The organism is Marinobacter sp. MA, from assembly GCF_048298425.1.
Classification (GTDB): domain Bacteria; phylum Pseudomonadota; class Gammaproteobacteria; order Pseudomonadales; family Oleiphilaceae; genus Marinobacter; species Marinobacter salsuginis.
In genome coordinates this window covers 724,474-747,460 of sequence record NZ_CP103058.1, presented here as the reverse complement: position 1 = coordinate 747,460, position 22,987 = coordinate 724,474, and the positions used below count along the sequence as shown (strand labels likewise).

Genomic DNA, 22,987 nt, shown 5'->3' with positions numbered 1-22,987 from the left:
GGGCGAATTACACCTTGGATGCACGTTCAGTGACTTCCACCAGGGCCCAGCTCTTGGTCTTGGAGACCGGACGGGTTTCCTGAATGGTCACAGTGTCACCGATGTTGCACTGATTGCTCTCATCGTGAGCGTGGATCTTGGTTGAACGCTTCATGTACTTTCCGTACAGCGGGTGTTTCACCTGACGCTCGACCAGCACCACGATGGATTTCTCCATCTTGTTGCTCACGACCTTGCCGCTCAGAGTTCTGGCAGTTTGGGTAGCTTCGGTCATGTCACTGTCCTGCCTTTTCGTTCAATACTGTTTTCACGCGAGCGATGTCGCGCTTCACCTTGCCGAGAAGGTGAGACTGATTCAGCTGACCTGTCGCCTTACGCATGCGCAGGTTGAACTGCTCCTTCAGGAGGTCGATCAGCTCTTTGTTCAGCTCCTCGACTGACTTTTCACGCAGCTCTGTTGCTTTCATCACATCACCGTCCTCGTTACAAAGGTGGTCTGTACCGGCAGTTTGGCCGCGGCGAGAGTGAACGCATCGCGTGCTACGTCTTCAGCAACGCCTTCCATCTCGTAGAGCATGCGGCCTGGCTGGATTTCAGCCACCCAATACTCGACAGAACCTTTACCTTTACCCATTCGAACTTCAAGCGGCTTGCTGGAGATCGGCTTGTCCGGGAAAATCCGGATCCAGATCTTTCCGCCCCGCTTGATGCGGCGAGTCATGGTACGACGTGCCGCCTCAATCTGGCGCGCAGTTATACGCCCACGACTGGTCGCCTTCAATCCGTATTCACCGAAGCTCACCTTGTTGGCGCGGTGAGCAAGACCGGTGTTACGGCCTTTCATTACCTTGCGGAATTTGGTGCGTTTTGGTTGCAGCATAAGAGTGCCCCTTTACTTAGAACCTTTCTTCCCAGAGGCTTTCTTGTCAGCACGGACCTGCTCCATACCACCAAGAATCTCACCTTTGAAGATCCATACCTTGACGCCGATTACGCCGTAAGTGGTATGCGCTTCGTAGGTTGCGTAATCAATATCTGCACGCAGAGTGTGCAGAGGAACACGACCTTCGCGATACCACTCGGAACGCGCGATTTCAGCACCCCCGAGACGACCGCCTACCTGGATCTTGATACCCTTGGCACCCTGGCGCATGGCGTTCTGTACCGCACGCTTCATAGCGCGACGGAACATCACACGACGCTCCAGCTGGCCGGCAACGTTTTGCGCTACCAGGCGGGCATCGAGGTCCGGCTTGCGGACTTCTTCGATGTTGATGTGCACAGGCACACCCATCATGTCGCTGACTTCGCGACGCAGACGATCAACATCTTCACCCTTCTTACCGATAACAATACCGGGACGGGCAGTATGGATCGTGATACGGGCGTTCTGAGCAGGGCGCTCGATCACAATCTTGCTGACAGACGCCTTAACCAGACGCTTGTCGAGGAACTCACGAACCTGAATGTCATTCAGCAGGTTCTTGGAGTATTCCTTTTTGTCGGCATACCAGACTGAGTTGTGCTCTTTGATCACACCCAGGCGAATGCCGGTTGGATTTACTTTATGACCCATCTGAGCATCTCCTACTTGTCGGCGACCTTGACGGTGATATGGCAGGTGCGCTTGAAAATACGGTCAGCGCGCCCCTTGGCTCGAGCTTTGATTCGCTTGAGCGTCGGACCCTCATCCACCATGACGGTGGAAACCCGCAGTTCGTCAACGTCCAGACCTTCGTTGTGCTCAGCGTTGGCGATGGCGGACTCAAGAGCTTTCTTGATCACGACCGCCGCCTTCTTCGGGCTGAAAGTCAGAATGTTCAGGGCGTCCTCAACAGCCTTGCCGCGTACTTGGTCAGCGACAAGACGTGCTTTCTGAGCTGAGAGGCGAGCGCCCTTGTACTTGGCTGCTACTTCCATTTCGATTACCTCAGAATCAGCGTTTAGCTTTCTTGTCGGCCGCATGACCACGATAAGTACGCGTTGCCGCGAACTCACCCAGCTTATGTCCAACCATATCTTCGGTGACATAAACCGGCACGTGCTGCTTGCCGTTGTGGACTGCAATGGTCAGGCCTACCATCTCTGGAAAGACTGTTGACCGGCGGGACCAGGTTTTGATCGGCCGCTTGTCGTTAGCTTCCAGAGCTGCCTCGACCTTCTTCAACAGATGCAGGTCTATAAAAGGACCTTTCTTCAAAGAACGTGGCACAGCAATTACCTCTATGTAGTCGTTTACTTGGCCGAACGACGACGTACTATCATCTTGTCAGTACGCTTGTTCTTACGAGTCTTATGCCCTTTGGTCGGAACACCCCACGGAGTAACCGGGTGACGCCCGCCAGAGGTACGCCCTTCACCACCACCATGCGGGTGGTCAACTGGGTTCATAGCAACACCACGTACTGTTGGCCGTTTGCCGCGCCAACGTGATGCACCCGCTTTACCAAGCTGCTTGAGGCTGTGCTCGCTGTTGGAAACTTCACCCAGCGTTGCACGGCAATCTACAAGCACCTTACGCATTTCACCTGAGCGCAGGCGGATGGTGGCATATGCACCTTCCCGGGCAACCAGCTGTACGGATGCGCCCGCAGAGCGAGCCAGCTGTGCACCTTTGCCAGGCTTGAGTTCGACGCAGTGGATCACAGAACCGACCGGAATGTTCCGGAGCGGCAGAGTGCTACCCACCTTGATTGGCGCGTCGATACCAGAGCGCACAGGATCACCGATCTGCATACCCTTGGGAGCGATAATGTAGCGACGCTCGCCATCGGCATACTTCAGCAGTGCAATGTGCGCAGAGCGGTTCGGATCGTATTCCAGGCGCTCAATGACCGCCGGAATACCATCTTTGGTCCGCTTGAAATCGATGACACGGTAGTGCTTCTTGTGGCCACCACCCGTGTGACGGGTTGTGATGCGGCCTACATTGTTACGACCACCCGTCTTGTTCTTTCTTTCTACCAACGGCTCGTAGGGGCGCCCAGTATGGAGATCCGGGTTGTAAAGCTTTACAACGTGACGGCGTCCGGCAGATGTTGGTTTGGTTTTGACGATCGGCATATTACGACCCCTTTACCTTATTCCACATCCAGAAAATCGATGTCCTGACCTTCTGCCAGCTTGACGTAAGCCTTACGAATGTCATTACGCTTGCCGAACCCGCGGATAGTGCGCTTGAGCTTACCCTTACGGTTCAGAACCTGAACACCTTCTACGGTGACGTTGAACAGCTGCTCAACGGCTTTCTTGATCTCGGGCTTGGTGGCATCGGGTGCTACACGAAACACAACCTGACCACGCTCTGCTGCCAGAGACGCTTTTTCCGATACGTGCGGTCCAAGCAGGACCTTGTAAATACGTTCCTGATTCATCCCAGCATCTCCTCGATCTTCTTCAGAGCGGGAACGGTCACAACGACCTTCTCGAAGGCAACCAGGCTAACCGGATCCAGGCCAGCAATATCACGCACATCAACGTGCGGGATGTTGCGTGAGGCCAGGTGCAGGTTCTGCTCGACGTTGTCGGACAGAATCAGCGCATTGGTCACACCGATGTCCTTCAGCTTGGCGTTGAATGCCTTGGTCTTCGGGCTGTCAACGTTCATGTCGTCAACAACAACCAGACGCTCCTGGCGAACCAGCTCGGAAAAAATGGAGCGCATCGCTGCGCGGTACATTTTGCGGTTAACCTTCTGCTCGAAGCCACGGGGCTTGGCAGCGAAGGTAACGCCACCGGAGCGCCAGATCGGGCTGCGGATGGTACCAGCTCGGGCACGACCGGTGCCCTTCTGACGCCATGGCTTCTTACCGCCACCGCTTACTTCGGAACGCGTCTTCTGAGCCTTGGTACCCTGGCGGGCGCCTGCCATGTAGGCAGTCACAACCTGGTGAACCAGCGACTCGTTAAAATCTTTGGCGAATGCGGCGTCGGAAACAGAAATTCCTTTGCCGCTACCTGTAATAGTCAATTCCATCGCACCGCTCCTCAGGCTTTAACTGCAGGCTTGATGACAACATCGCCGCCAGTTGCGCCGGGAACGGCACCACTTACCAGCAGCAGGTTGCGCTCGGCGTCGACACGGACGATCTTCAGGTTCTGCACAGTTACCTGAGCGTTACCCATCTGGCCCGCCATCTTTTTGCCCTTGAATACCTTGCCCGGAGTCTGGTTCTGACCAATGGAACCCGGAGCACGGTGAGACAGAGAGTTACCGTGAGTGGCGTCCTGCATAGAGAAGTTCCAGCGCTTTACGCCGCCCTGGAAGCCTTTACCCTTGGACTGACCGATGGCATCAACCACCTGACCGTCTTCAAATACAGAAGCTGTAATTTCGCCACCGGCGGCCAGGTCTTCACCTTCGCCATCAGCAAGACGGAATTCCCACATACCACGACCGGCTTCAACGCCAGCCTTGGCAAAATGGCCCGCTTCGCTCTTGGTAACACGAGAGGAACGACGAGTACCGACTGTCACCTGTACGGCGCGGTAGCCATCGCTTTCAAGAGTTTTCAGTTGGGTAATGCGGTTGGGCTCAACCTCGATTACCGTTACGGGCAGCGCCTGCCCATCTTCCGTAAAAATACGGGTCATACCGGCCTTACGACCGACAACACCAATTGCCATGTTTCACCTCTTAAGTGTACGGGGCTCTCACCCTCTATGGCCTTATGACAGTTACACAGACTAATACCGGGCGGTATTAGCCGAGGCTGATCTGAACGTCTACACCTGCTGCCAGGTCCAGTTTCATCAGAGCATCTACTGTCTTTTCCGTCGGCTCAACGATGTCGAGCAAACGCTTATGCGTACGAATTTCATACTGATCGCGCGCGTCCTTGTTGACGTGCGGAGAGATCAATACGGTGTACTTTTCCTTCCGCGTCGGCAGAGGGATAGGGCCACGCACCTGAGCGCCGGTCCGCTTGGCGGTATCGACGATCTCCTGCGTGGACTGGTCGATCAGGCGATAATCAAACGCCTTCAACCGGATTCGAATTTTTTGGCTTTGCATGATGCACCAAACTCCACTCGTAGCAGCTACTTGTTAGCCGACCTTCAAAAAAAGGAGCCGCATTGTATGCATAATACCCAACCCTGTCAACAACAATGCTGGTTGACCAGGTCAGGCAGGCTTTGCGACTGAAACAGAAAAAGGGGCTGAAGAATCAGCCCCTTTTTCCTGATCAAACGAGGAGATTACTCGATGATCTTGGAGACTACGCCGGCACCAACGGTACGGCCGCCTTCGCGAATCGCGAAGCGCAGACCATCTTCCATGGCGATCGGAGCAATCAGGGTAACACTCATCTTGACGTTGTCACCCGGCATAACCATTTCCACACCTTCCGGCAGTTCGCAAGAACCGGTTACGTCGGTAGTACGGAAGTAGAACTGCGGACGGTAGCCCTTGAAGAACGGGGTATGACGACCACCTTCTTCTTTGGACAGCACGTACACTTCGCACTCGAACTTGGTGTGCGGAGTGATGGAACCCGGAACCGCCAGAACCTGACCACGCTCAACGTCGTCACGCTTGGTACCACGCAGCAGCGCACCAATGTTCTCACCGGCACGGCCTTCGTCCAGCAGCTTGCGGAACATCTCAACACCGGTACAGGTAGTCTTGACAGTGTCTTTCAGACCTACGATCTCAACTTCGTCACCAGTCTTGATAACACCACGCTCAACACGGCCTGTTACAACAGTACCACGACCGGAGATGGAGAAGACGTCCTCGATCGGCATCAGGAACGGCTGATCGATCGCACGCTCCGGCTCAGGGATGTAGTCATCCAGAGCTTCTACCAGCTTCTTGACAGCGGTAGTACCCATCTCGTTGTCATCCTTGCCTTCCAGCGCCATCAGCGCGGAACCAGTGATGATCGGAGTGTCGTCGCCCGGGAAGTCGTACTGGCTCAGCAGATCACGAACTTCCATCTCAACCAGCTCGAGCAGCTCTTCATCGTCTACCATGTCCGCTTTGTTCAGGAACACAACGATGTAAGGTACGCCAACCTGACGGGACAGCAGGATGTGCTCACGGGTCTGCGGCATGGGGCCGTCAGCTGCGGAGCAAACCAGGATCGCGCCGTCCATCTGCGCCGCACCAGTGATCATGTTCTTAACATAGTCAGCGTGGCCCGGGCAGTCTACGTGAGCGTAGTGACGGGTCGGTGAATCGTACTCAACGTGAGAGGTGGCGATGGTGATACCACGCGCACGCTCTTCCGGCGCGTTATCGATCTGATCGAATGCGCTGGCGGTACCTGTACCCCAAACTTCGTGACATACGCGGGTCAGCGCTGCGGTCAGGGTGGTCTTACCATGGTCAACGTGACCGATGGTGCCTACGTTCAAGTGCGGTTTACTACGCTCAAATTTTTCTTTAGACACGGTTACACCTCTTCCTGTTTCTTAAGTCCTGGGGATCAACCCTTTTTAATGATCGCTTCGGCAATGTTCGAAGGCGCCTCTGAATAACCAGAGAACTCCATCGCGTAGGACGCCCGGCCTTGCGTTGCAGAACGCAGGTCGGTGGCGTAACCGAACATTTCCGACAACGGAACCTCTGCACGGATGACCTTACCGGCAGGACCTTCGTCCATGCCCTGGATGACACCACGACGACGGTTGAGGTCGCCAACAACATCACCCATGTAGTCTTCCGGCGTCACAACTTCAACACGCATGATCGGCTCGAGCAGTGCCGGGTTCGCCTCAAGGGCACCCTTCTTCATTGCCATGGAACCGGCGACCTTAAAGGCCATCTCGTTGGAGTCGACGTCGTGATAGGAACCGTCATACAGGGTTGCCTTGATACGCAGCAGCGGATACCCGGCCAGACAGCCGTTCTGCATCTGCTCTTCAATACCCTGTTGAACTGCCGGGATGTATTCCTTGGGAACAACACCACCAACAATCTCATTCACGAAGATAAAGTTTTCGCCATCTTCATCATCCAGCGGCAGCGGCTCAAGCTTCAGCTTGACGTGACCGTACTGACCACGACCACCGGACTGACGTACGAATTTGCCTTCGACGTCTACCGGCTTGCGGATGCACTCACGGTAGGCAACCTGCGGCTTACCGATGTTGGCCTCTACCTTGAACTCGCGACGCATACGGTCAACGATGATGTCCAGGTGAAGCTCACCCATACCGGAGATGATGGTCTGACCGGACTCCTCGTCGGTACGGACACGGAAAGACGGATCTTCCTGAGCCAGTTTACCGAGAGCAACGCCCATCTTTTCCTGGTCGGCCTTGGACTTCGGCTCAACCGCAACGGAAATTACCGGCTCCGGGAATTCCATGCGCTCGAGAATGATCTTGTGATTCTCGTCGCACAGGGTGTCACCAGTGGTCACACTCTTCAGACCGATAGCTGCGGCAATGTCGCCCGCCAGAACTTCTTTGATTTCCTGACGATCCTTCGAGTGCATCTGAACCATACGGCCGACGCGCTCTTTCTTGCCCTTCACCGAGTTGTAGACGGCATTACCGGACTCAAGCTTACCGGAGTAAACCCGGAAGAAGGTCAGAGTACCTACGAACGGGTCGGTAGCGATCTTGAACGCCAGAGCGGCGAACGGTGCATCGTCGTCAACCGGACGGGTTTCCTCGGTGCCTTCGTCGTCAACTTCACCACGAATGGCCTTGACTTCGTCCGGCGCAGGCAGGAACTCGATAACAGAGTCCAGAACCGCCTGAACACCCTTGTTCTTGAACGCAGAACCACAGGTAGCAACAACGATTTCGTTGGCCAGGGTGCGCATGCGCAGACCCTTCTTGATATCGTCGATGGACAGCTCACCTTCTTCGAGGTACTTCTCCATCAGCTCTTCGTTGGCTTCTGCGGCCGCTTCAACCATCTGCTCGCGGTACCTGGCGACTTCGTCTGCCATTTCCGCGGGAACATCTTTCTGCTCGTAGGTCGCACCGGAGTCAGCTTCGTTCCAGTAGATGGCCTTGTTACGGATCAGGTCCACGATACCGGCAAAGTTGTCCTCAGCACCGATCGGCAGCTGAATGGGAACACAGTTTGCGCCCAGACGCTTCTTGATCTGCTCAACAACGCGCAGGAAGTTGGCACCGGCACGGTCCATCTTGTTGACGAACACCATGCGGGGAACTTCGTATTTGTTGGCCTGGCGCCATACGGTCTCGGACTGGGGCTCAACACCGGAGGAACCACAGAACACAACAACCGCACCATCAAGCACACGCAGGGAGCGCTCTACTTCGATAGTGAAGTCAACGTGCCCCGGGGTGTCGATGATGTTGATCCGGTGCTCAGGGTACTGCTTGTCCATACCCTGCCAGAATGTCGTAGTCGCAGCAGAGGTGATGGTAATACCACGCTCCTGCTCCTGCTCCATCCAGTCCATGGTGGCTGCACCATCATGGACCTCACCGATCTTGTGGGAAATACCTGTATAGAACAGGACCCGCTCGGTGGTTGTGGTTTTGCCCGCATCAACGTGCGCACAAATACCAATGTTTCTGTAACGCTTGATAGGAGTCTTGCGTGCCACTGTATAAACCTCGGCTGATTAGAAACGGAAGTGAGAGAACGCCTTGTTGGCTTCTGCCATGCGGTGAACATCTTCACGCTTCTTAACAGCGGAGCCTTTGCTGTCAGCGGCGTCCAGGATTTCACCAGCCAGACGCTGAGCCATGGACTTCTCACCGCGCTTCCGTGAATATTCGACGAGCCAGCGCATGGCCAGCGCGTTCTGACGGGAAGGCCGTACTTCGACAGGCACCTGGTAAGTAGCACCACCCACACGACGGGACTTAACCTCAACCATCGGCTGGATGTTCTCCAGGGCCTTCTCGAACATGTCGATCGGCTCTTCCTTGGATTTCTCGGCAACAATATCCAGAGCGCCGTAAACAATGCGCTCTGCGGTAGACTTCTTGCCACTTTCCATCACGTGGTTGATGAACTTGGCAAGACGTGCACTGCCGAATTTCGGATCCGGGATAATTTCCCGTTTAGCTGCAACTCTTCTTCTAGGCATCGATAAGCCCTTATATATCTAAAAGGTCTTCAGGAACCCCTGAGATAGCAAATGCTACTCAGCCTTACTCTTACCGTTCTGACAAGCAACGATAAAAGACACCCGCTCGGGACATCAGGACTTGGGTCGTTTTGCACCGTACTTGGAGCGGCCCTGCTTACGGTTCTGCACACCCTGGGTGTCCAGCGTTCCGCGAACAGTGTGATAGCGCACACCCGGAAGGTCTTTTACTCGACCACCACGGATCAGCACAACACTGTGCTCCTGAAGGTTGTGACCTTCACCACCAATGTATGAGGAAACCTCGTAGCCGTTGGTCAGACGAACACGGCACACTTTACGCAGTGCTGAGTTCGGCTTCTTCGGCGTTGTGGTGTATACACGAGTGCACACACCACGGCGCTGAGGGCAGGCCTGGAGAGCAGGAACGTCGCTCTTGGCTACCTTGCGCTTACGAGGCTTACGCACCAACTGATTAATCGTTGCCATGTAAGCAAACTCCAAAAAACCATATCAATGAAACTTACCCCCTGTGCAGGGGGTAAAATTTAAGGGACGCAAGTGTAAGCCTGCGCCCCCGGACAGTCAAGATGACTGGTCTCTTTTTGACCACCTCCCGGGTAGGTAACTACCCGGAGGCAGTGCGCCGGCCCAACTCAGCTTTCGCGGTTGAGCTCGGCACTCAGAGCTTCTTCCACGTCGGCCGCAGTCACGCCCTGCTCTTCCAGATCGCGCTTGCGACGACGCTCGTTGTGGTATGCCAGACCGGTACCGGCCGGAATCAGTCGACCAACCACAACGTTTTCCTTCAGGCCGCGCAGGTAATCACGCTTACCGGTAACCGCACCTTCGGTGAGCACCCGGGTGGTTTCCTGGAACGAAGCCGCAGAAATGAACGACTCGGTGGCCAGGGAAGCCTTGGTGATACCCAGCAACAGACGCTCGAACCGTGCCGGTTCTTTGTCGGCTGCATCGGCCTTCTCGTTCTCTTCCAGCACCTGGGTGATTTCCACCTGATCACCGGAAAGCAGGGTCGTATCACCCGGATCGGTGATTTCGACCTTGCGCAGCATCTGTCGAACGATAACCTCGATGTGTTTATCGTTGATGACAACGCCCTGCAGACGGTAAACGTCCTGGATCTCGTTGGTGATGTACTTGGCCAGCTCGACCACACCCAGCAGACGCAGAATGTCGTGAGGGTTGGACGGGCCGTCAGAAATCACCTCGCCCTTCTCAACGGTTTCACCTTCGAAGACGTTAAGCTGACGGTGCTTCGGAATCAGCACTTCGTAAGCGTCACCGTCTTTCGGCGTGATCACCAGGCGCTTCTTGCCCTTGGTTTCCTTGCCGAAGGACACCACGCCGCTGATTTCAGCAAGAATGGACGATTCCTTCGGACGACGGGCTTCGAACAGGTCGGCAACCCGCGGAAGACCACCGGTGATATCCCGGGTCTTGGAGCTTTCCTGCGGAATCCGGGCTACCACATCACCCAGCTCGACATTGGCGCCGTTGGCCATGGTGACCAAGGCGTTCGCCGGCAGGAAGAAGATCGCCGTGCCGCCGCCCGGCAGCTCAACCTCTTCGCCCTTGTCGTCCACCAGCTGGATGGCCGGACGAATGTCCTTACCAGCGGCTGGACGTTCTTTGGAGTCAATAACCTCCATAGTGGACAGACCGGTGAGCTCGTCCGCCTGGGTACGGACAGTGATGCCCTCCTCCATGTTGACGAACTTGGCTGTACCCTTGGCTTCCGCGATGATCGGGTGCGTATGCGGGTCCCACTTGGCAACTACAACACCGGCCTCTACCTGATCGCCATTCTTCACGGAAAGCACAGCGCCGTACGGCAGCTTGTACCACTCGCGCTCACGACCCTGCTCGTCCGCAATGGCCAGGGCGGAAGAACGGGAAACCACCACCAGGGAGCCATCGATCTTCTCGATGGACTTCAGGTTGTGCAGGCGCACGGTACCGCCGTGCTTGACCTGGATGTTATCCACAGCGGAAGCCCGGCTCGCGGCACCACCGATGTGGAAGGTCCGCATGGTCAGCTGGGTACCCGGCTCACCGATGGACTGAGCTGCGATAACACCAACGGCCTCACCCACGTTGACCTCATGGCCACGGGCCAGATCGCGGCCATAGCACTTGGAACAGATGCCGTGGCGGGTCTCGCAGGTAATGGCAGAGCGAACCCAGATTTCGTCAACACCAGCGCGCTCCACCATCTCGACGGTTTTCTCGTCGAGCAGGGTACCGGCAGGCACAACAGCATTGTCCTTGTCGGTCGGTGTAAACACGTCACGCGCGGTCACTCGACCCAGAACCCGGTCACCCAGGGGCACAACAACGTCGCCACCCTCGATGTGCGGCGTCATCAGCAGACCTTCATCGGTGCCACAGTCAGGCTCGGTAACCACCAGATCCTGGGAAACGTCGACCAGACGACGGGTCAGGTAACCGGAGTTCGCGGTCTTCAGGGCGGTATCCGCCAGACCCTTACGGGCACCGTGCGTGGAAATGAAGTACTGCAGTACGTTCAGACCTTCACGGAAGTTCGCGGTGATCGGCGTCTCAATGATGGAGCCGTCCGGCTTGGCCATCAGGCCACGCATACCAGACAGCTGACGGATCTGGGCAGCGGAACCCCGAGCACCGGAGTCCGCCATCATGTACACGGAGTTGAACGACTCCTGCATGAGATCCTCGCCGTCCTCACCTTTCACCGGCTGGCCGTCCGGACCAATCACCTGCTCCTTGGACAAACGCTCCATCATGGCCTTGGAGACCTTGTCGTTGGCCCGGGACCAGATATCGATCACCTTGTTGTACTTCTCGCCCTGGGTCAGAAGACCGGACGCGTACTGGGTCTCGATGTCCTTCACCTCTGCGGAGGCGGCGTCTACCAGTTCGTACTTCTCCGGCGGAATCTCGAAATCGTTGAAACCGATCGAGATGCCGGAGACCGTGGCGTAGTGATAACCCATGTACATCAGCTGATCCGCGAAAATGACGGTGTCTTTCAGACCCGCATCGCGATAGCAGGTGTTGATCAGGTTGGAGATCGCCTTCTTGACCATCGGTTTGTTGATCAGCTCGTAGGACAGGCCATCCGGCACGATATCGAACAACAGCGCCCGACCAACCGTGGTATCAACAATCTTGTATTCTTCGGTGCGAGAGCCATCTTCAGCAATCGCCACTTCCTTCACACGAACCTTGACAATCGCCTGAAGGTCGACCTTGCCAGCGCCGTAGGCACGATGCGCCTCTTTGACGTCGGCAAACACCATACCCTCGCCCAGGGCGCTCTTGCGCTCACGGGTCATGTAGTACAGCCCGAGTACCACGTCCTGGGACGGCACGATAATCGGCTCGCCGTTAGTCGGCGACAGTACGTTGTTGGTGGACATCATCAACGCACGGGCTTCGAGCTGAGCTTCCAGGGTCAGCGGTACGTGCACCGCCATCTGGTCACCGTCAAAGTCGGCGTTGTAGGCAGCACACACCAGCGGGTGCAACTGGATGGCCTTACCTTCGATCAGAACCGGCTCGAACGCCTGGATACCCAGACGGTGCAGGGTCGGCGCACGGTTCAGCATGATGGGGTGCTCACGGATGACTTCGTCCAGGATATCCCAGACCACGCCTTCCTCACGCTCAACCATCTTCTTGGCGGCCTTAATGGTGGTCGCCAGGCCGCGGTGCTCGAGCTTGGAGAAGATAAACGGCTTGAACAGTTCCAGAGCCATCTTCTTGGGCAGACCACACTGGTGCAGGCGCAGGTAGGGACCTACCACGATCACCGAACGACCGGAGTAGTCCACACGTTTACCCAGCAGGTTCTGACGGAAACGACCCTGCTTACCCTTGATCATGTCGGCCAGGGACTTCAGCGGGCGCTTGTTAGTGCCGGTGATGGCACGGCCACGACGACCGTTGTCCAGCAGCGCATCAACCGCTTCTTGAAGCATCCGCTTCTCGTTGCGCACGATGATGTCCGGCGCGTTCAGCTCCAGCAGGCGCTTGAGACGGTTGTTCCGGTTGATCACCCGACGGTAAAGATCGTTCAGATCAGAAGTCGCGAAGCGGCCACCGTCCAGCGGTACCAGCGGGCGCAGATCCGGCGGCAGAACCGGCAGCACGGTCATCACCATGTCGCCCGGCTTGTTGCCGGAGTACAGGAACGCCTCAAGAATCTTCAGACGCTTGCTGAACTTCTTGATCTTGGTTTCGGAGTTGGTCTGCGGGATTTCCTCACGCAGTGCATCAACCTCTTCCTGCAGATCGATACCTTCGAGGAGCTCCTTGACCGCTTCGGCACCCATGCGGGCGTCGAACTCGTCACCGAATTCTTCCAGGGCTTCGTAATACTGCTCGTCGTTCAGCAGCTGCCCTTTCTCCAGGGTGGTCATCCCCGGATCGATCACGATAAAGGATTCGAAGTACAGGACCCGCTCGATATCGCGCAGGGTCATGTCCAGCATCAGGCCAATGCGGGACGGCAGTGACTTCAGGAACCAGATGTGGGCGACCGGGCTGGCCAGCTCGATATGGCCCATGCGCTCACGACGCACGCTGGCCAGTGCAACCTCAACACCACACTTCTCGCAGATGACGCCGCGGTGCTTGAGGCGCTTGTACTTACCGCACAGGCACTCGTAGTCCTTGATCGGGCCGAAGATCTTGGCACAGAAAAGACCGTCGCGCTCCGGCTTGAAGGTACGGTAGTTAATGGTCTCAGGCTTCTTCACTTCGCCAAAGGACCAGGAACGAATCATGTCAGGCGACGCCAGGCCAATGCGGATGGCGTCGAATTCCTTGCTTTGGTTCTGGCTCTTGAGAAGATTCAGCAAATCTTTCATCAGTAAAAGCTCCGGATGGCGTTAATCTCGGGCGGGCACTTCGCGTGCCCGCTCACGCTGCCAAAAACTATTCGGCTCACTCGGATTCCAGCTCGATGTCGATACCCAGCGAGCGGATTTCCTTGACAAGAACGTTGAAGGATTCGGGCATGCCCGGCTCCATCCGATGATCGCCATCGACAATGTTCTTGTACATCTTGGTCCGACCGTTCACGTCATCAGACTTGACGGTGAGCATCTCCTGCAGCGTGTAAGCTGCGCCGTAGGCCTCAAGGGCCCACACTTCCATCTCACCGAAGCGCTGGCCACCGAACTGCGCCTTACCACCCAGCGGCTGCTGGGTAACCAGGCTGTAAGAACCGGTGGAACGAGCGTGCATCTTGTCGTCGATCAGGTGGTTCAGCTTCAGGATGTACATGTAGCCAACCGTCACCGGGCGGTCGAACGCATCACCGGTGCGACCATCATAAAGCTTGGTCTGCCCCGTTGTGCTCATACCCGCCAGCTCAAGCATACGCTTGACCTCGGCTTCCTTGGCGCCGTCGAATACCGGCGTTGCCATGGGCACGCCGCCCCGAAGGTTGTGGCACATCTCCAGGATTTCCTTGTCGGACAGGGAATCCAGATCCACCTTGAACACTTCGTCTGAGTGATTGTAGATCTCATCCAGGAGCTTGCGTAATTCAGCTACCTTGCGCTGCTCGTCCAGCATCTGGCTGATACGCTCACCCAGACCCTTCGCTGCCGCGCCCAGGTGAGTCTCAAGCACCTGACCTACGTTCATCCGCGAGGGAACACCCAGCGGGTTCAGAACTACGTCAACCGTGTTGCCGTGCTCGTCGTAAGGCATGTCTTCGATCGGCATAACCGAGGAAATAACACCCTTGTTACCGTGACGACCGGCCATCTTGTCACCCGGCTGGATACGACGCTTGATAGCCAGGTATACCTTGACGATTTTCAGTACGCCCGGTGCGAGATCGTCGCCCTGCTGAAGCTTGCCTTTCTTGTCGTCAAAGCGCGCTTCGTGCTCCTTCTTGCGGTCTTCCAGACCCTGCTCGGATTTCTCCAGCAGTTCGTTCAAACCCTCGTCTTTCATCCGGAGCTTGAACCAGTCGGAACGCGGCAGCTCGGCCAGATAGCTCTCTTCCAGGGTAGCGCCCTTTTTCAGGCCCGGCCCACTGATCACTTCCTGCCCTTTCAGAGCACTCATCAAACGCTCGAATGTGGCACCTTCGACAATCCGGTACTCGTCCTTCAGATCCTTGCGGTACTGGTCCAACTGCTCTTTCTCAATGGACTGGGCACGCTGATCCTTCTCGATACCGTCGCGGGTAAAGACCTGCACGTCGATAACGGTGCCGCGGGTACCTGTCGGCACACGGGAGGAGGTGTCCTTCACATCAGACGCCTTCTCACCGAAGATGGCACGCAGCAGCTTTTCTTCTGGTGTCAGCTGGGTTTCACCTTTCGGTGTTACCTTGCCTACCAGTATGTCGCCGGGGCCCACTTCAGCACCGATGTAAACAATACCGGACTCATCCAGCTTGGACAGCGCACTTTCACCAACGTTCGGAATATCCGCGGTAATTTCTTCGCTACCCAGCTTGGTATCCCGAGCCACACAGGTCAGTTCCTGGATGTGGATGGTGGTCAGGCGGTCTTCCTGCACCACTTTCTCGGAGATGAGGATGGAGTCCTCAAAGTTGTAACCGTTCCAGGGCATGAACGCGATGCGCATGTTCTGCCCCAGGGCCAGTTCACCCAGATCCACGGACGGACCGTCGGCCAGCACGTCGCCACGGGCAATCACGTCACCCTGACGCACGATGGAACGCTGGTTGATACAGGTGTTCTGGTTTGAACGGGTGTACTTGGTCAGGTTGTAGATATCCACACCTGCATCACCCGCTTCGGTTTCCTCGTTATTGACCCGAACCACGATACGGGCCGCGTCGACACTCTCAATCACACCGCCACGACGGGCCGTGACACAGACACCGGAGTCCTGCGCCACCGTACGCTCTACACCCGTACCTACGAGAGGTACCTGGGAACGCAGGGTCGGAACCGCCTGACGCTGCATGTTGGCACCCATCAGTGCCCGGTTGGCGTCGTCGTGCTCGAGGAACGGAATCAGAGACGCAGCCACCGAAACTACCTGGCGCGGAGAGACGTCCATGAAGTTGACGCTTTCCGGCGGAGTAACGGTAAATTCGTTCTGATGGCGAACGGTAACCAGCTCGTCAGTCAGACGCTTGGTCTTCTCGTCCATGGCTGCGCTGGCCTGGGCAATGACGTAGTTGCTCTCCTCGATAGCGGACAGGTAAACCACTTCATCGGTGACCACGCCATTTTCGACCTTCCGGTACGGGCTCTCGAGAAAACCGTAGGAGTTGGACCGCGCGTAAGTCGCCAGCGAGTTGATCAGACCGATGTTCGGACCTTCCGGCGTCTCGATCGGGCATACACGACCGTAGTGGGTCGGGTGTACGTCACGAACCTCAAAGCCTGCACGCTCACGGGTCAGACCGCCAGGGCCCAACGCAGAGATACGACGCTTGTGCGTGACCTCGGAGAGCGGGTTGTTCTGGTCCATGAACTGGGACAACTGGCTGGAGCCGAAGAATTCTTTAACCGCGGCAGCCACCGGCTTGGCGTTAATCAGATCCTGCGGCATCAGGCCTTCACTTTCAGCAAGGCTCAGACGCTCACGAACCGCGCGCTCAACGCGCACAAGCCCGACACGGAACTGGTTTTCGGCCATTTCGCCAACACAGCGAACACGACGGTTACCCAGGTTATCGATGTCGTCCACATTGCCCTGGCCGTTACGGATATCGATCAGAGTCTTCAGAACATCGATGATGTCTTCGTGGGTCAGCGTGCCTTCACCGGTGCTCTCTTCACGGCGCAGACGACGGTTGAGCTTCATCCGGCCAACCGCAGACAGATCGTACCGCTCTTCAGAGAAAAACAGGTTGTTGAACAGATTCTCAGCCGACTCCTTGGTGGGCGGCTCACCCGGGCGCATCATACGGTAGATCTCAACCAGCGCTTCCAGCGGCGTGCGGGTCGGATCGATACGCAGGGTGTCGGACATGAAGGGTCCGCAGTCCAGGTCGTTGGTGTAAAGGGTTTCGATTTCCTTCACGCCAGCGTCGAGGATCTTGGTAACCAGCTCTTCGGTCAGCTCGGAGTTACACTCAACCAGCACTTCCCCAGAAGCCTGATCGATCATGTCTTTGGCCAGTACGCGGCCGTACAGGTACTCGGTTGGCACCTCGAGCTCGTTGATACCGGCTTTTTCCAACTGCTTGATGTGGCGAGCAGTAATCCGGCGACCTTCCTCAACAATCACGTTGCCGTCATTGTCTTTGATATCGAAGGTCGCAATGTCACCACGCAGACGGCTCGGCACCAGCTCCAGCTTGCACACTTCCGCGCCCAGGCTGAACTTACTGGTTTCGAAGAACATATCGAGCATCTGCTCGGAGGTGTAGCCCAGGGCACGAAGCAGTATCGACGCCGGCAGCTTACGGCGACGGTCGATACGAACGAACACGGAGTCCTTCGGGTCGAACTCGAAGTCCAGCCAGGAACCACGGTAAGGAATCACCCGAGCCGAGTACAGAAGCTTGCCTGAGGAATGGGTCTTGCCCTTGTCGTGATCGAAGAACACACCTGGAGAACGGTGGAGCTGGGAAACAATAACACGCTCGGTACCATTGATAACGAAGGTACCGTTCTCGGTCATCAGGGGCATTTCGCCCATGTAGACTTCCTGCTCTTTAATGTCCTTGATCGCCTTGTTGGACGATTCCTTATCGTAAATGATAAGGCGGACCTTCACCCGCAGCGGCGCTGCATAGGTTACGCCCCTAAGCTGGCATTCCTTGACATCAAAAACCGGCTCGCCAATACGATAACTGACGTATTCGAGCGCGGCATTGCCAGAGTAACTGACAATCGGGAATACGGATTTGAATGCTGCGTGAAGACCGGTTTCCCGGCGGTCTTCAGGAGCGGCTTCCATTTGGAGGAAGTCCCGGAACGAATCCAGCTGAATAGACAGCAAATAGGGGACGTCCATCACGGAAGGCAATTTACTAAAATCTTTGCGAATCCGCTTTTTCTCAGTGTAGGAGTAAGTCATCTGCATTCCCCAGCTTTAGACCTGATACCTGGTATCAAGAAGCAACCAATGTTCTGCTTCGGGGCCGAATTGCTCGGCTTGTCGCGCCGTCTTGAACAAGACTCTGGCTGTAGGTTATAGATCTGACATCAACCTGCAATTGCTCACCAGACTCTATAGCATATACAACAGAAAAAGGCCGGTGGCCCAAAGCCACCAGCCTGTCCATGCTTATTGCACGGTTTCGATCAACAGCCGACTCTTACTTGAGCTCAACAGAAGCGCCTGCTTCCTCAAGCTTCTTCTTGGCTTCTTCAGCGTCGTCTTTGCTAGCGCCTTCCTTAATAACGGAAGGAGCGCTGTCGACCATTTCCTTAGCTTCTTTCAGACCCAGGCCGGTCAGTTCACGAACGGCCTTGATTACGTTTACTTTCTTCTCACCAGGACCGGTAAGTACAACGTCAAACTCGGTCTGCTCTTCAGCAGCGGCTTCGCCACCACCAGCAGCGGCCGGAGCAGCGGCAACGGCTGCAGCGGCGGATACACCGAATTTTTCTTCCATTGCTTCAACCAGCGCAACAACGTCCATTACGCTCATTTCAGCAATTGCGTTCAAAATGTCTTCGTTAGACAGAGCCATGACTTTCTCCCAAAAATATAAAAAATGGTGTTCAACAGAATCAAGCAGCTTCTTGCTTCTGGTCGCGAACTGCCGCTACAGCACGAGTCACTTTCGAAGGAACTTCGTTCAGTGTCCGTGCCAGCTTGGTGATCGGTGCCTGTGTTACAGCGGCCAGCATTGTCAGCGCTTCGTGACGTGTTGGCAGCTTGGCAAGACGGTCGATCTGGTCTGCACCCATCAGCTCTCCGCCGACGGCCAGGCCTTTAATCTCGAACGCTTCTTTCTCTTTGGCAAAATCCTTCAGCAGACGCGCTGCCGCGCCCGGATCTTCCATAGAGAATGCCAGAATGGTCGGACCAACCAGGGCTTCGTCGATGCACTCGAACTCGGTACCACGAATCGCGATCTTAGCGAGGTTGTTACGAACAACCTTCAGACGCACGTTTTCGGCACGAGCCTTGGCACGAAGCGCCGTCATGTCACCAGAGGTAACACCACGGTAGTCAGCCATAACCACAGACAGAGCACCACCGGCAGTCTCGTTGACTTCAGCGACGATCGCTTTCTTGTCTTCGAGTCTAATTGCCACTGGATTTCTCCTCGATTTCGCCGGGTCTTCCCGGCAAACCCACATATACCCCTCGCGGGGCTCCTAACGGTGTTTGGGTTCAGAGAGAACGTCTTCACACCGTCTGCGCAGGCGTTGCTTTAACCCTTGTGACCCTCTGCACGCAGAGGGTCTCGGGGGCCTGCGGTCTTTGACAGCCTTGGCTTCCGCCCAGACTACAAAGCAACCACCAATCAAAGGATCAAATAGCGAGACCGCTCTGATCGATAGTCAGGCCAGGACCCATAGTCGAGGAAATGGTGATCTTCTTGAGATACACACCTTTCGCCGACGAGGGCTTGGCCTTTTTCAGATCTGCCACCAGAGCCTCAAGGTTTTCCTTGATGTTCTGGGCAGAGAATTCAACGTTACCCAGCGGAGCGTGGATAATGCCGTTTTTGTCGGTACGGTAACGAACCTGACCAGCCTTGGCGTTTTTGACCGCGGTCTCAACGTCAGGGGTCACGGTGCCGACCTTCGGGTTCGGCATCAGGCCACGGGGACCAAGGATCTGGCCCAGCTGACCAACAACACGCATGGCATCCGGAGTGGCGATAACCACGTCGAAATCCATGTTGCCTTTTTTCACTTCATCCGCCAGATCGTCCATACCGACAACGTCTGCACCAGCAGCGGTTGCTTTTTCGGCATTGGCGCCCTGGGTGAACACAGCAACACGAACGGTTTTGCCGGTACCGTGCGGCAGCACGGTGCTGCTACGGACAACCTGATCGGATTTACGCGCGTCAACGCCCAGGTTGACGGCCACGTCGACAGACTCTTTGAATTTCACGTTCTGGCCCAGTTCGACCAGCAGTGCAACTGCCTCGTCAACCGAGTAAGAGCGAGTAGAGTCTACCTTTTCACGAATAAGCTTCTGACGCTTGCTCAGCTTTGCCATGTTACAGGCCCTCCACGTTCAGGCCCATGCTGCGGGCGGTTCCTGCAATGGTACGCACCGCTGCGTCCATATCGGCAGCAGTCAGATCCGGCTCTTTGGTCTTGGCGATCTCTTCAAGCTGCTCGCGGGTCACGGTACCGACTTTCTCGGTGTTCGGACGACCAGAGCCGCTCTTGATACCAGCAGCCTTCAAAAGAAGAACCGGTGCAGGCGGGGTCTTGGTAATAAAGGTAAAGCTACGATCACTGTAGACGGTGATCACAGTTGGAATCGGCAGACCAGGCTCCATGTCCTGGGTCTGGGCGTTGAACGCCTTACAGAATTCCATGATGTTTACGCCGCGCTGACCCAGTGCAGGACCAACGGGGGGACTCGGGTTGGCCTTACCGGCAGCAACCTGAAGCTTGATGTACGCTTCAATTTTCTTTGCCATGATAGATCTCCTATGGGTTCAAACGCCTTTCGGCTCCCCGGTTTTTACAACTGCCAAGAGCAGACACAAAAAGCCCGCGTCGCTTGAGCGCGCGAGCTTTCAGATTCCTCGTTGCCGGTCAGTCCTTCTCGACCTGCCCAAACTCCAGCTCTACCGGAGTTGAACGCCCGAAAATAAGAACGGCAACTTTGACTCGACTCTTGTCGTAGTCAACTTCTTCAACCACGCCATTGAAGTCCGCAAACGGCCCTTCAATAACACGAACAATCTCACCCGGCTCGAATAGAGTCTTCGGCTTGGGCTTGTCAGCGCCACTCTCTACCCGACGCAGGATTGCTTCCGCTTCCTTTTCGGTGATTGGCGCAGGCTTATCCTTGGTACCACCAATGAAGCCAAGGACGCGCGGAGTATTCTTTACAAGGTGCCACGTCGCGTCGTCCATTTCCATCTGGACCAGTACGTACCCGGGATAGAACTTGCGCTCACTCTTGCGCTTCTTTCCCTCTCGCATCTCAACGACTTCCTCGGTCGGAACCAGGATTTCGCCGAAACGGTCTTCCATCTCGTGCAGCGCAACGCGCTCCTTGAGAGTGCGCATCACCTGCTTTTCGAAGCCAGAATACGCATGAACGACGTACCAGCGCTTAGCCATTGCCCACTCCTGTTAACCGATAAACCCGGCGACCAGCCAGCTGATCAGCGAGTCCATACCCCACAGCAAAAGCGCCACAACCAGCACAAACACCACAACAATCGCTGTCGTCTGCACGAGCTCGGGCCTGGTGGGCCATACCACTTTCCGGATCTCTACTCTCGCTTCCTTCAGCAGCGTCGCGAAACGACGACCGCGGTCGGTCTGGAGGGCAACAAGCGCCGCCACAAGGGCGAGACCTACAAGAGCCAGAACCCGATACAGCAGAGACTCGGCACTAAAATACTGATTCCCCACCACACCGATGGCGATCAGAACGAAAACAACCAGCCACTTCAGGAAATCGAAACGGCTGGCTGACTGAACGGCTTTTGACTCCATAGGAATCAACTTATGTATCCGGATGTTAAAAAATGGCAGGCCAGGAGGGAATCGAACCCCCAACCTGCGGTTTTGGAGACCGCTGCTCTGCCAATTGAGCTACTGGCCTGCACCGAAACAACTCAGCGCACTTACTTTCGAGTCAATTACTCGATGATCTTGGAGACTACGCCGGCACCAACGGTACGGCCGCCTTCACGAATCGCGAAGCGCAGACCATCTTCCATGGCGATCGGAGCAATCAGGGTAACACTCATCTTGACGTTGTCACCCGGCATAACCATTTCCACACCTTCCGGCAGCTCGCAAGAACCGGTTACGTCGGTAGTACGGAAGTAGAACTGCGGACGGTAGCCCTTGAAGAACGGAGTGTGACGACCACCTTCTTCTTTGGACAGCACGTACACTTCGCACTCGAACTTGGTGTGCGGAGTGATGGAACCCGGAACCGCCAGAACCTGACCACGCTCAACGTCGTCACGCTTGGTACCACGCAGCAGCGCACCAATGTTCTCACCAGCACGACCTTCGTCCAGCAGCTTGCGGAACATCTCAACACCGGTGCAGGTGGTCTTCTGGGTATCACGAATACCAACGATCTCAACTTCATCACCGGTCTTAAGGATGCCACGCTCAACACGGCCTGTTACAACAGTACCACGACCGGAGATGGAGAAGACGTCCTCGATCGGCATCAGGAACGGCTGATCGATCGCACGCTCCGGCTCAGGGATGTAGTCATCCAGAGCTTCTACCAGCTTCTTGACAGCGGTAGTACCCATCTCGTTGTCATCCTTGCCTTCCAGCGCCATCAGCGCGGAACCAGTGATGATCGGAGTGTCGTCGCCCGGGAAGTCGTACTGGCTCAGCAGATCACGAACTTCCATCTCAACCAGCTCGAGCAGCTCTTCATCGTCTACCATGTCCGCTTTGTTCAGGAACACAACGATGTAAGGTACGCCAACCTGACGGGACAGCAGGATGTGCTCACGGGTCTGCGGCATGGGGCCGTCAGCTGCGGAGCAAACCAGGATCGCGCCGTCCATCTGCGCCGCACCAGTGATCATGTTCTTAACATAGTCAGCGTGGCCCGGGCAGTCTACGTGAGCGTAGTGACGGGTCGGTGAATCGTACTCAACGTGGGAGGTGGCGATGGTGATACCACGCGCACGCTCTTCCGGTGCGTTATCGATCTGGTCAAAGGCACGACTCTCACCGGTACCGAACACTTCGTGACATACACGAGTCAGCGCTGCGGTCAGAGTGGTCTTACCATGGTCAACGTGACCAATGGTGCCCACGTTCAAGTGCGGCTTATTACGTTCAAACTTAGACTTAGACATTTGACCAATCTCCCTA

Annotated in this window: 24 protein-coding genes and 1 tRNA gene; all 25 read right to left on the bottom strand. The window is 56.1% G+C overall.

The annotated features are described in order from the left end of the window. Positions 1-7: 7 nt before the first annotated feature. Complete coding sequence (rpsQ, locus tag NUW46_RS03420; protein WP_008174879.1) at positions 8-274, bottom strand: 30S ribosomal protein S17; 267 nt, start codon at positions 272-274, stop codon at positions 8-10. 1 nt (position 275) lies between these two features. Beyond that, positions 276-467 carry a 50S ribosomal protein L29 gene (rpmC, locus tag NUW46_RS03415; protein ID WP_008174877.1) on the bottom strand — a complete coding sequence of 64 codons (192 nt, stop codon included), beginning with the start codon at positions 465-467 and terminating at the stop codon, positions 276-278. Then, entirely contained in the window at positions 467-880 is a 414-nt protein-coding gene (rplP, locus tag NUW46_RS03410; protein WP_069185082.1) for a 50S ribosomal protein L16, read from the bottom strand. Before rplP ends, rpmC begins: the two co-directional genes overlap by 1 nt. Positions 881-892: 12 nt before the next feature. Next, positions 893-1,576, bottom strand: a complete 684-nt coding sequence (rpsC, locus tag NUW46_RS03405) for a 30S ribosomal protein S3 (RefSeq protein ID WP_008174872.1) — start codon at positions 1,574-1,576, stop codon at positions 893-895. Between the two features lie 11 nt (positions 1,577-1,587). Next, positions 1,588-1,920: a 50S ribosomal protein L22 gene (gene rplV, locus NUW46_RS03400; protein ID WP_069185081.1), complete on the bottom strand. Its 333-nt coding sequence runs from the start codon at positions 1,918-1,920 to the stop codon at positions 1,588-1,590. A gap of 16 nt (positions 1,921-1,936) precedes the next feature. Beyond that, complete coding sequence (gene rpsS / locus NUW46_RS03395) at positions 1,937-2,212, bottom strand: 30S ribosomal protein S19 (RefSeq protein ID WP_007154011.1); 276 nt, start codon at positions 2,210-2,212, stop codon at positions 1,937-1,939. Positions 2,213-2,235: 23 nt separating this feature from the next. Beyond that, positions 2,236-3,063: a 50S ribosomal protein L2 gene (gene rplB / locus NUW46_RS03390; RefSeq protein WP_069185080.1), complete on the bottom strand. Its 828-nt coding sequence runs from the start codon at positions 3,061-3,063 to the stop codon at positions 2,236-2,238. Positions 3,064-3,080: 17 nt separating this feature from the next. Beyond that, entirely contained in the window at positions 3,081-3,374 is a 294-nt protein-coding gene (gene rplW, locus NUW46_RS03385) for a 50S ribosomal protein L23 (RefSeq protein WP_008174862.1), read from the bottom strand. After that, the gene (gene rplD / locus NUW46_RS03380) at positions 3,371-3,976 is read right to left on the bottom strand and encodes a 50S ribosomal protein L4 (protein WP_008174860.1); all 606 of its coding nucleotides are present in this window, start codon (positions 3,974-3,976) and stop codon (positions 3,371-3,373) included. The genes rplW and rplD overlap by 4 nt, the downstream gene beginning before the upstream one ends. Positions 3,977-3,987: 11 nt before the next feature. Continuing rightward, entirely contained in the window at positions 3,988-4,626 is a 639-nt protein-coding gene (rplC, locus tag NUW46_RS03375) for a 50S ribosomal protein L3 (RefSeq protein ID WP_008174858.1), read from the bottom strand. 76 nt (positions 4,627-4,702) lie between these two features. Then, the gene (rpsJ, locus tag NUW46_RS03370) at positions 4,703-5,014 is read right to left on the bottom strand and encodes a 30S ribosomal protein S10 (protein ID WP_004580743.1); all 312 of its coding nucleotides are present in this window, start codon (positions 5,012-5,014) and stop codon (positions 4,703-4,705) included. 185 nt (positions 5,015-5,199) lie between these two features. Then, positions 5,200-6,396, bottom strand: coding sequence for an elongation factor Tu (gene tuf / locus NUW46_RS03365; RefSeq protein ID WP_202348123.1), 1,197 nt, complete (start codon positions 6,394-6,396; stop codon positions 5,200-5,202). 35 nt (positions 6,397-6,431) lie between these two features. Further along, positions 6,432-8,537 (bottom strand): elongation factor G, encoded by a 2,106-nt coding sequence (gene fusA / locus NUW46_RS03360; RefSeq protein ID WP_418141368.1) that lies wholly within the window; start codon positions 8,535-8,537, stop codon positions 6,432-6,434. An 18-nt stretch (positions 8,538-8,555) separates the two neighbouring features. Beyond that, entirely contained in the window at positions 8,556-9,026 is a 471-nt protein-coding gene (gene rpsG / locus NUW46_RS03355) for a 30S ribosomal protein S7 (RefSeq protein ID WP_008174847.1), read from the bottom strand. A 114-nt stretch (positions 9,027-9,140) separates the two neighbouring features. Next, positions 9,141-9,515 (bottom strand): 30S ribosomal protein S12, encoded by a 375-nt coding sequence (gene rpsL / locus NUW46_RS03350; RefSeq protein WP_008174844.1) that lies wholly within the window; start codon positions 9,513-9,515, stop codon positions 9,141-9,143. A 167-nt stretch (positions 9,516-9,682) separates the two neighbouring features. Beyond that, positions 9,683-13,897 (bottom strand): DNA-directed RNA polymerase subunit beta', encoded by a 4,215-nt coding sequence (gene rpoC / locus NUW46_RS03345; RefSeq protein WP_418141367.1) that lies wholly within the window; start codon positions 13,895-13,897, stop codon positions 9,683-9,685. Positions 13,898-13,973: 76 nt separating this feature from the next. Next, positions 13,974-18,053, bottom strand: a complete 4,080-nt coding sequence (rpoB, locus tag NUW46_RS03340; RefSeq protein ID WP_069184023.1) for a DNA-directed RNA polymerase subunit beta — start codon at positions 18,051-18,053, stop codon at positions 13,974-13,976. A 241-nt stretch (positions 18,054-18,294) separates the two neighbouring features. Continuing rightward, positions 18,295-18,672 carry a 50S ribosomal protein L7/L12 gene (rplL, locus tag NUW46_RS03335; protein ID WP_069184021.1) on the bottom strand — a complete coding sequence of 126 codons (378 nt, stop codon included), beginning with the start codon at positions 18,670-18,672 and terminating at the stop codon, positions 18,295-18,297. A gap of 40 nt (positions 18,673-18,712) precedes the next feature. Beyond that, a complete protein-coding gene (gene rplJ / locus NUW46_RS03330) occupies positions 18,713-19,243 on the bottom strand; it encodes a 50S ribosomal protein L10 (RefSeq protein ID WP_064228578.1) in 531 nt (176 codons plus the stop codon). A 220-nt stretch (positions 19,244-19,463) separates the two neighbouring features. Next, positions 19,464-20,162, bottom strand: coding sequence for a 50S ribosomal protein L1 (rplA, locus tag NUW46_RS03325; RefSeq protein ID WP_008174833.1), 699 nt, complete (start codon positions 20,160-20,162; stop codon positions 19,464-19,466). Position 20,163: 1 nt separating this feature from the next. Beyond that, the gene (gene rplK, locus NUW46_RS03320) at positions 20,164-20,595 is read right to left on the bottom strand and encodes a 50S ribosomal protein L11 (RefSeq protein WP_008174831.1); all 432 of its coding nucleotides are present in this window, start codon (positions 20,593-20,595) and stop codon (positions 20,164-20,166) included. 118 nt (positions 20,596-20,713) lie between these two features. Next, entirely contained in the window at positions 20,714-21,247 is a 534-nt protein-coding gene (gene nusG, locus NUW46_RS03315) for a transcription termination/antitermination protein NusG (RefSeq protein WP_069184020.1), read from the bottom strand. Positions 21,248-21,259: 12 nt separating this feature from the next. Continuing rightward, the gene (gene secE / locus NUW46_RS03310; protein ID WP_418141366.1) at positions 21,260-21,628 is read right to left on the bottom strand and encodes a preprotein translocase subunit SecE; all 369 of its coding nucleotides are present in this window, start codon (positions 21,626-21,628) and stop codon (positions 21,260-21,262) included. Positions 21,629-21,661: 33 nt separating this feature from the next. Continuing rightward, a tRNA-Trp gene (locus NUW46_RS03305) sits at positions 21,662-21,737 on the bottom strand. A gap of 37 nt (positions 21,738-21,774) precedes the next feature. Further along, complete coding sequence (gene tuf / locus NUW46_RS03300) at positions 21,775-22,971, bottom strand: elongation factor Tu (RefSeq protein WP_136629937.1); 1,197 nt, start codon at positions 22,969-22,971, stop codon at positions 21,775-21,777. Between the last annotated feature and the right edge of the window lie 16 nt (positions 22,972-22,987).

What these genes read in the sequence shown, in the direction of transcription:
- rpsG (WP_008174847.1), bottom strand. Translation starts at nt 9,026, where the DNA reads ATGCCTAGAAGAAGAGTTGCAGCTAAACGGGAAATTATCCCGGATCCG.
- rplL (WP_069184021.1), bottom strand. Translation starts at nt 18,672, where the DNA reads ATGGCTCTGTCTAACGAAGACATTTTGAACGCAATTGCTGAAATGAGC.
- secE (WP_418141366.1), bottom strand. Translation starts at nt 21,628, where the DNA reads ATGGAGTCAAAAGCCGTTCAGTCAGCCAGCCGTTTCGATTTCCTGAAG.
- rplA (WP_008174833.1), bottom strand. Translation starts at nt 20,162, where the DNA reads ATGGCAAAGCTGAGCAAGCGTCAGAAGCTTATTCGTGAAAAGGTAGAC.
- tuf (WP_136629937.1), bottom strand. Translation starts at nt 22,971, where the DNA reads ATGTCTAAGTCTAAGTTTGAACGTAATAAGCCGCACTTGAACGTGGGC.
- rplC (WP_008174858.1), bottom strand. Translation starts at nt 4,626, where the DNA reads ATGGCAATTGGTGTTGTCGGTCGTAAGGCCGGTATGACCCGTATTTTT.
- rplW (WP_008174862.1), bottom strand. Translation starts at nt 3,374, where the DNA reads ATGAATCAGGAACGTATTTACAAGGTCCTGCTTGGACCGCACGTATCG.
- rpmC (WP_008174877.1), bottom strand. Translation starts at nt 467, where the DNA reads ATGAAAGCAACAGAGCTGCGTGAAAAGTCAGTCGAGGAGCTGAACAAA.
- rplV (WP_069185081.1), bottom strand. Translation starts at nt 1,920, where the DNA reads ATGGAAGTAGCAGCCAAGTACAAGGGCGCTCGCCTCTCAGCTCAGAAA.
- rplB (WP_069185080.1), bottom strand. Translation starts at nt 3,063, where the DNA reads ATGCCGATCGTCAAAACCAAACCAACATCTGCCGGACGCCGTCACGTT.
- rpoB (WP_069184023.1), bottom strand. Translation starts at nt 18,053, where the DNA reads ATGACTTACTCCTACACTGAGAAAAAGCGGATTCGCAAAGATTTTAGT.
- nusG (WP_069184020.1), bottom strand. Translation starts at nt 21,247, where the DNA reads ATGGCTAAGCGCTGGTACGTCGTTCATGCGTATTCTGGCTTCGAAAAG.
- rpsL (WP_008174844.1), bottom strand. Translation starts at nt 9,515, where the DNA reads ATGGCAACGATTAATCAGTTGGTGCGTAAGCCTCGTAAGCGCAAGGTA.
- rplK (WP_008174831.1), bottom strand. Translation starts at nt 20,595, where the DNA reads ATGGCAAAGAAAATTGAAGCGTACATCAAGCTTCAGGTTGCTGCCGGT.
- rpoC (WP_418141367.1), bottom strand. Translation starts at nt 13,897, where the DNA reads ATGAAAGATTTGCTGAATCTTCTCAAGAGCCAGAACCAAAGCAAGGAA.
- rplP (WP_069185082.1), bottom strand. Translation starts at nt 880, where the DNA reads ATGCTGCAACCAAAACGCACCAAATTCCGCAAGGTAATGAAAGGCCGT.
- rpsQ (WP_008174879.1), bottom strand. Translation starts at nt 274, where the DNA reads ATGACCGAAGCTACCCAAACTGCCAGAACTCTGAGCGGCAAGGTCGTG.
- rplD (WP_008174860.1), bottom strand. Translation starts at nt 3,976, where the DNA reads ATGGAATTGACTATTACAGGTAGCGGCAAAGGAATTTCTGTTTCCGAC.
- rpsC (WP_008174872.1), bottom strand. Translation starts at nt 1,576, where the DNA reads ATGGGTCATAAAGTAAATCCAACCGGCATTCGCCTGGGTGTGATCAAA.
- rpsJ (WP_004580743.1), bottom strand. Translation starts at nt 5,014, where the DNA reads ATGCAAAGCCAAAAAATTCGAATCCGGTTGAAGGCGTTTGATTATCGC.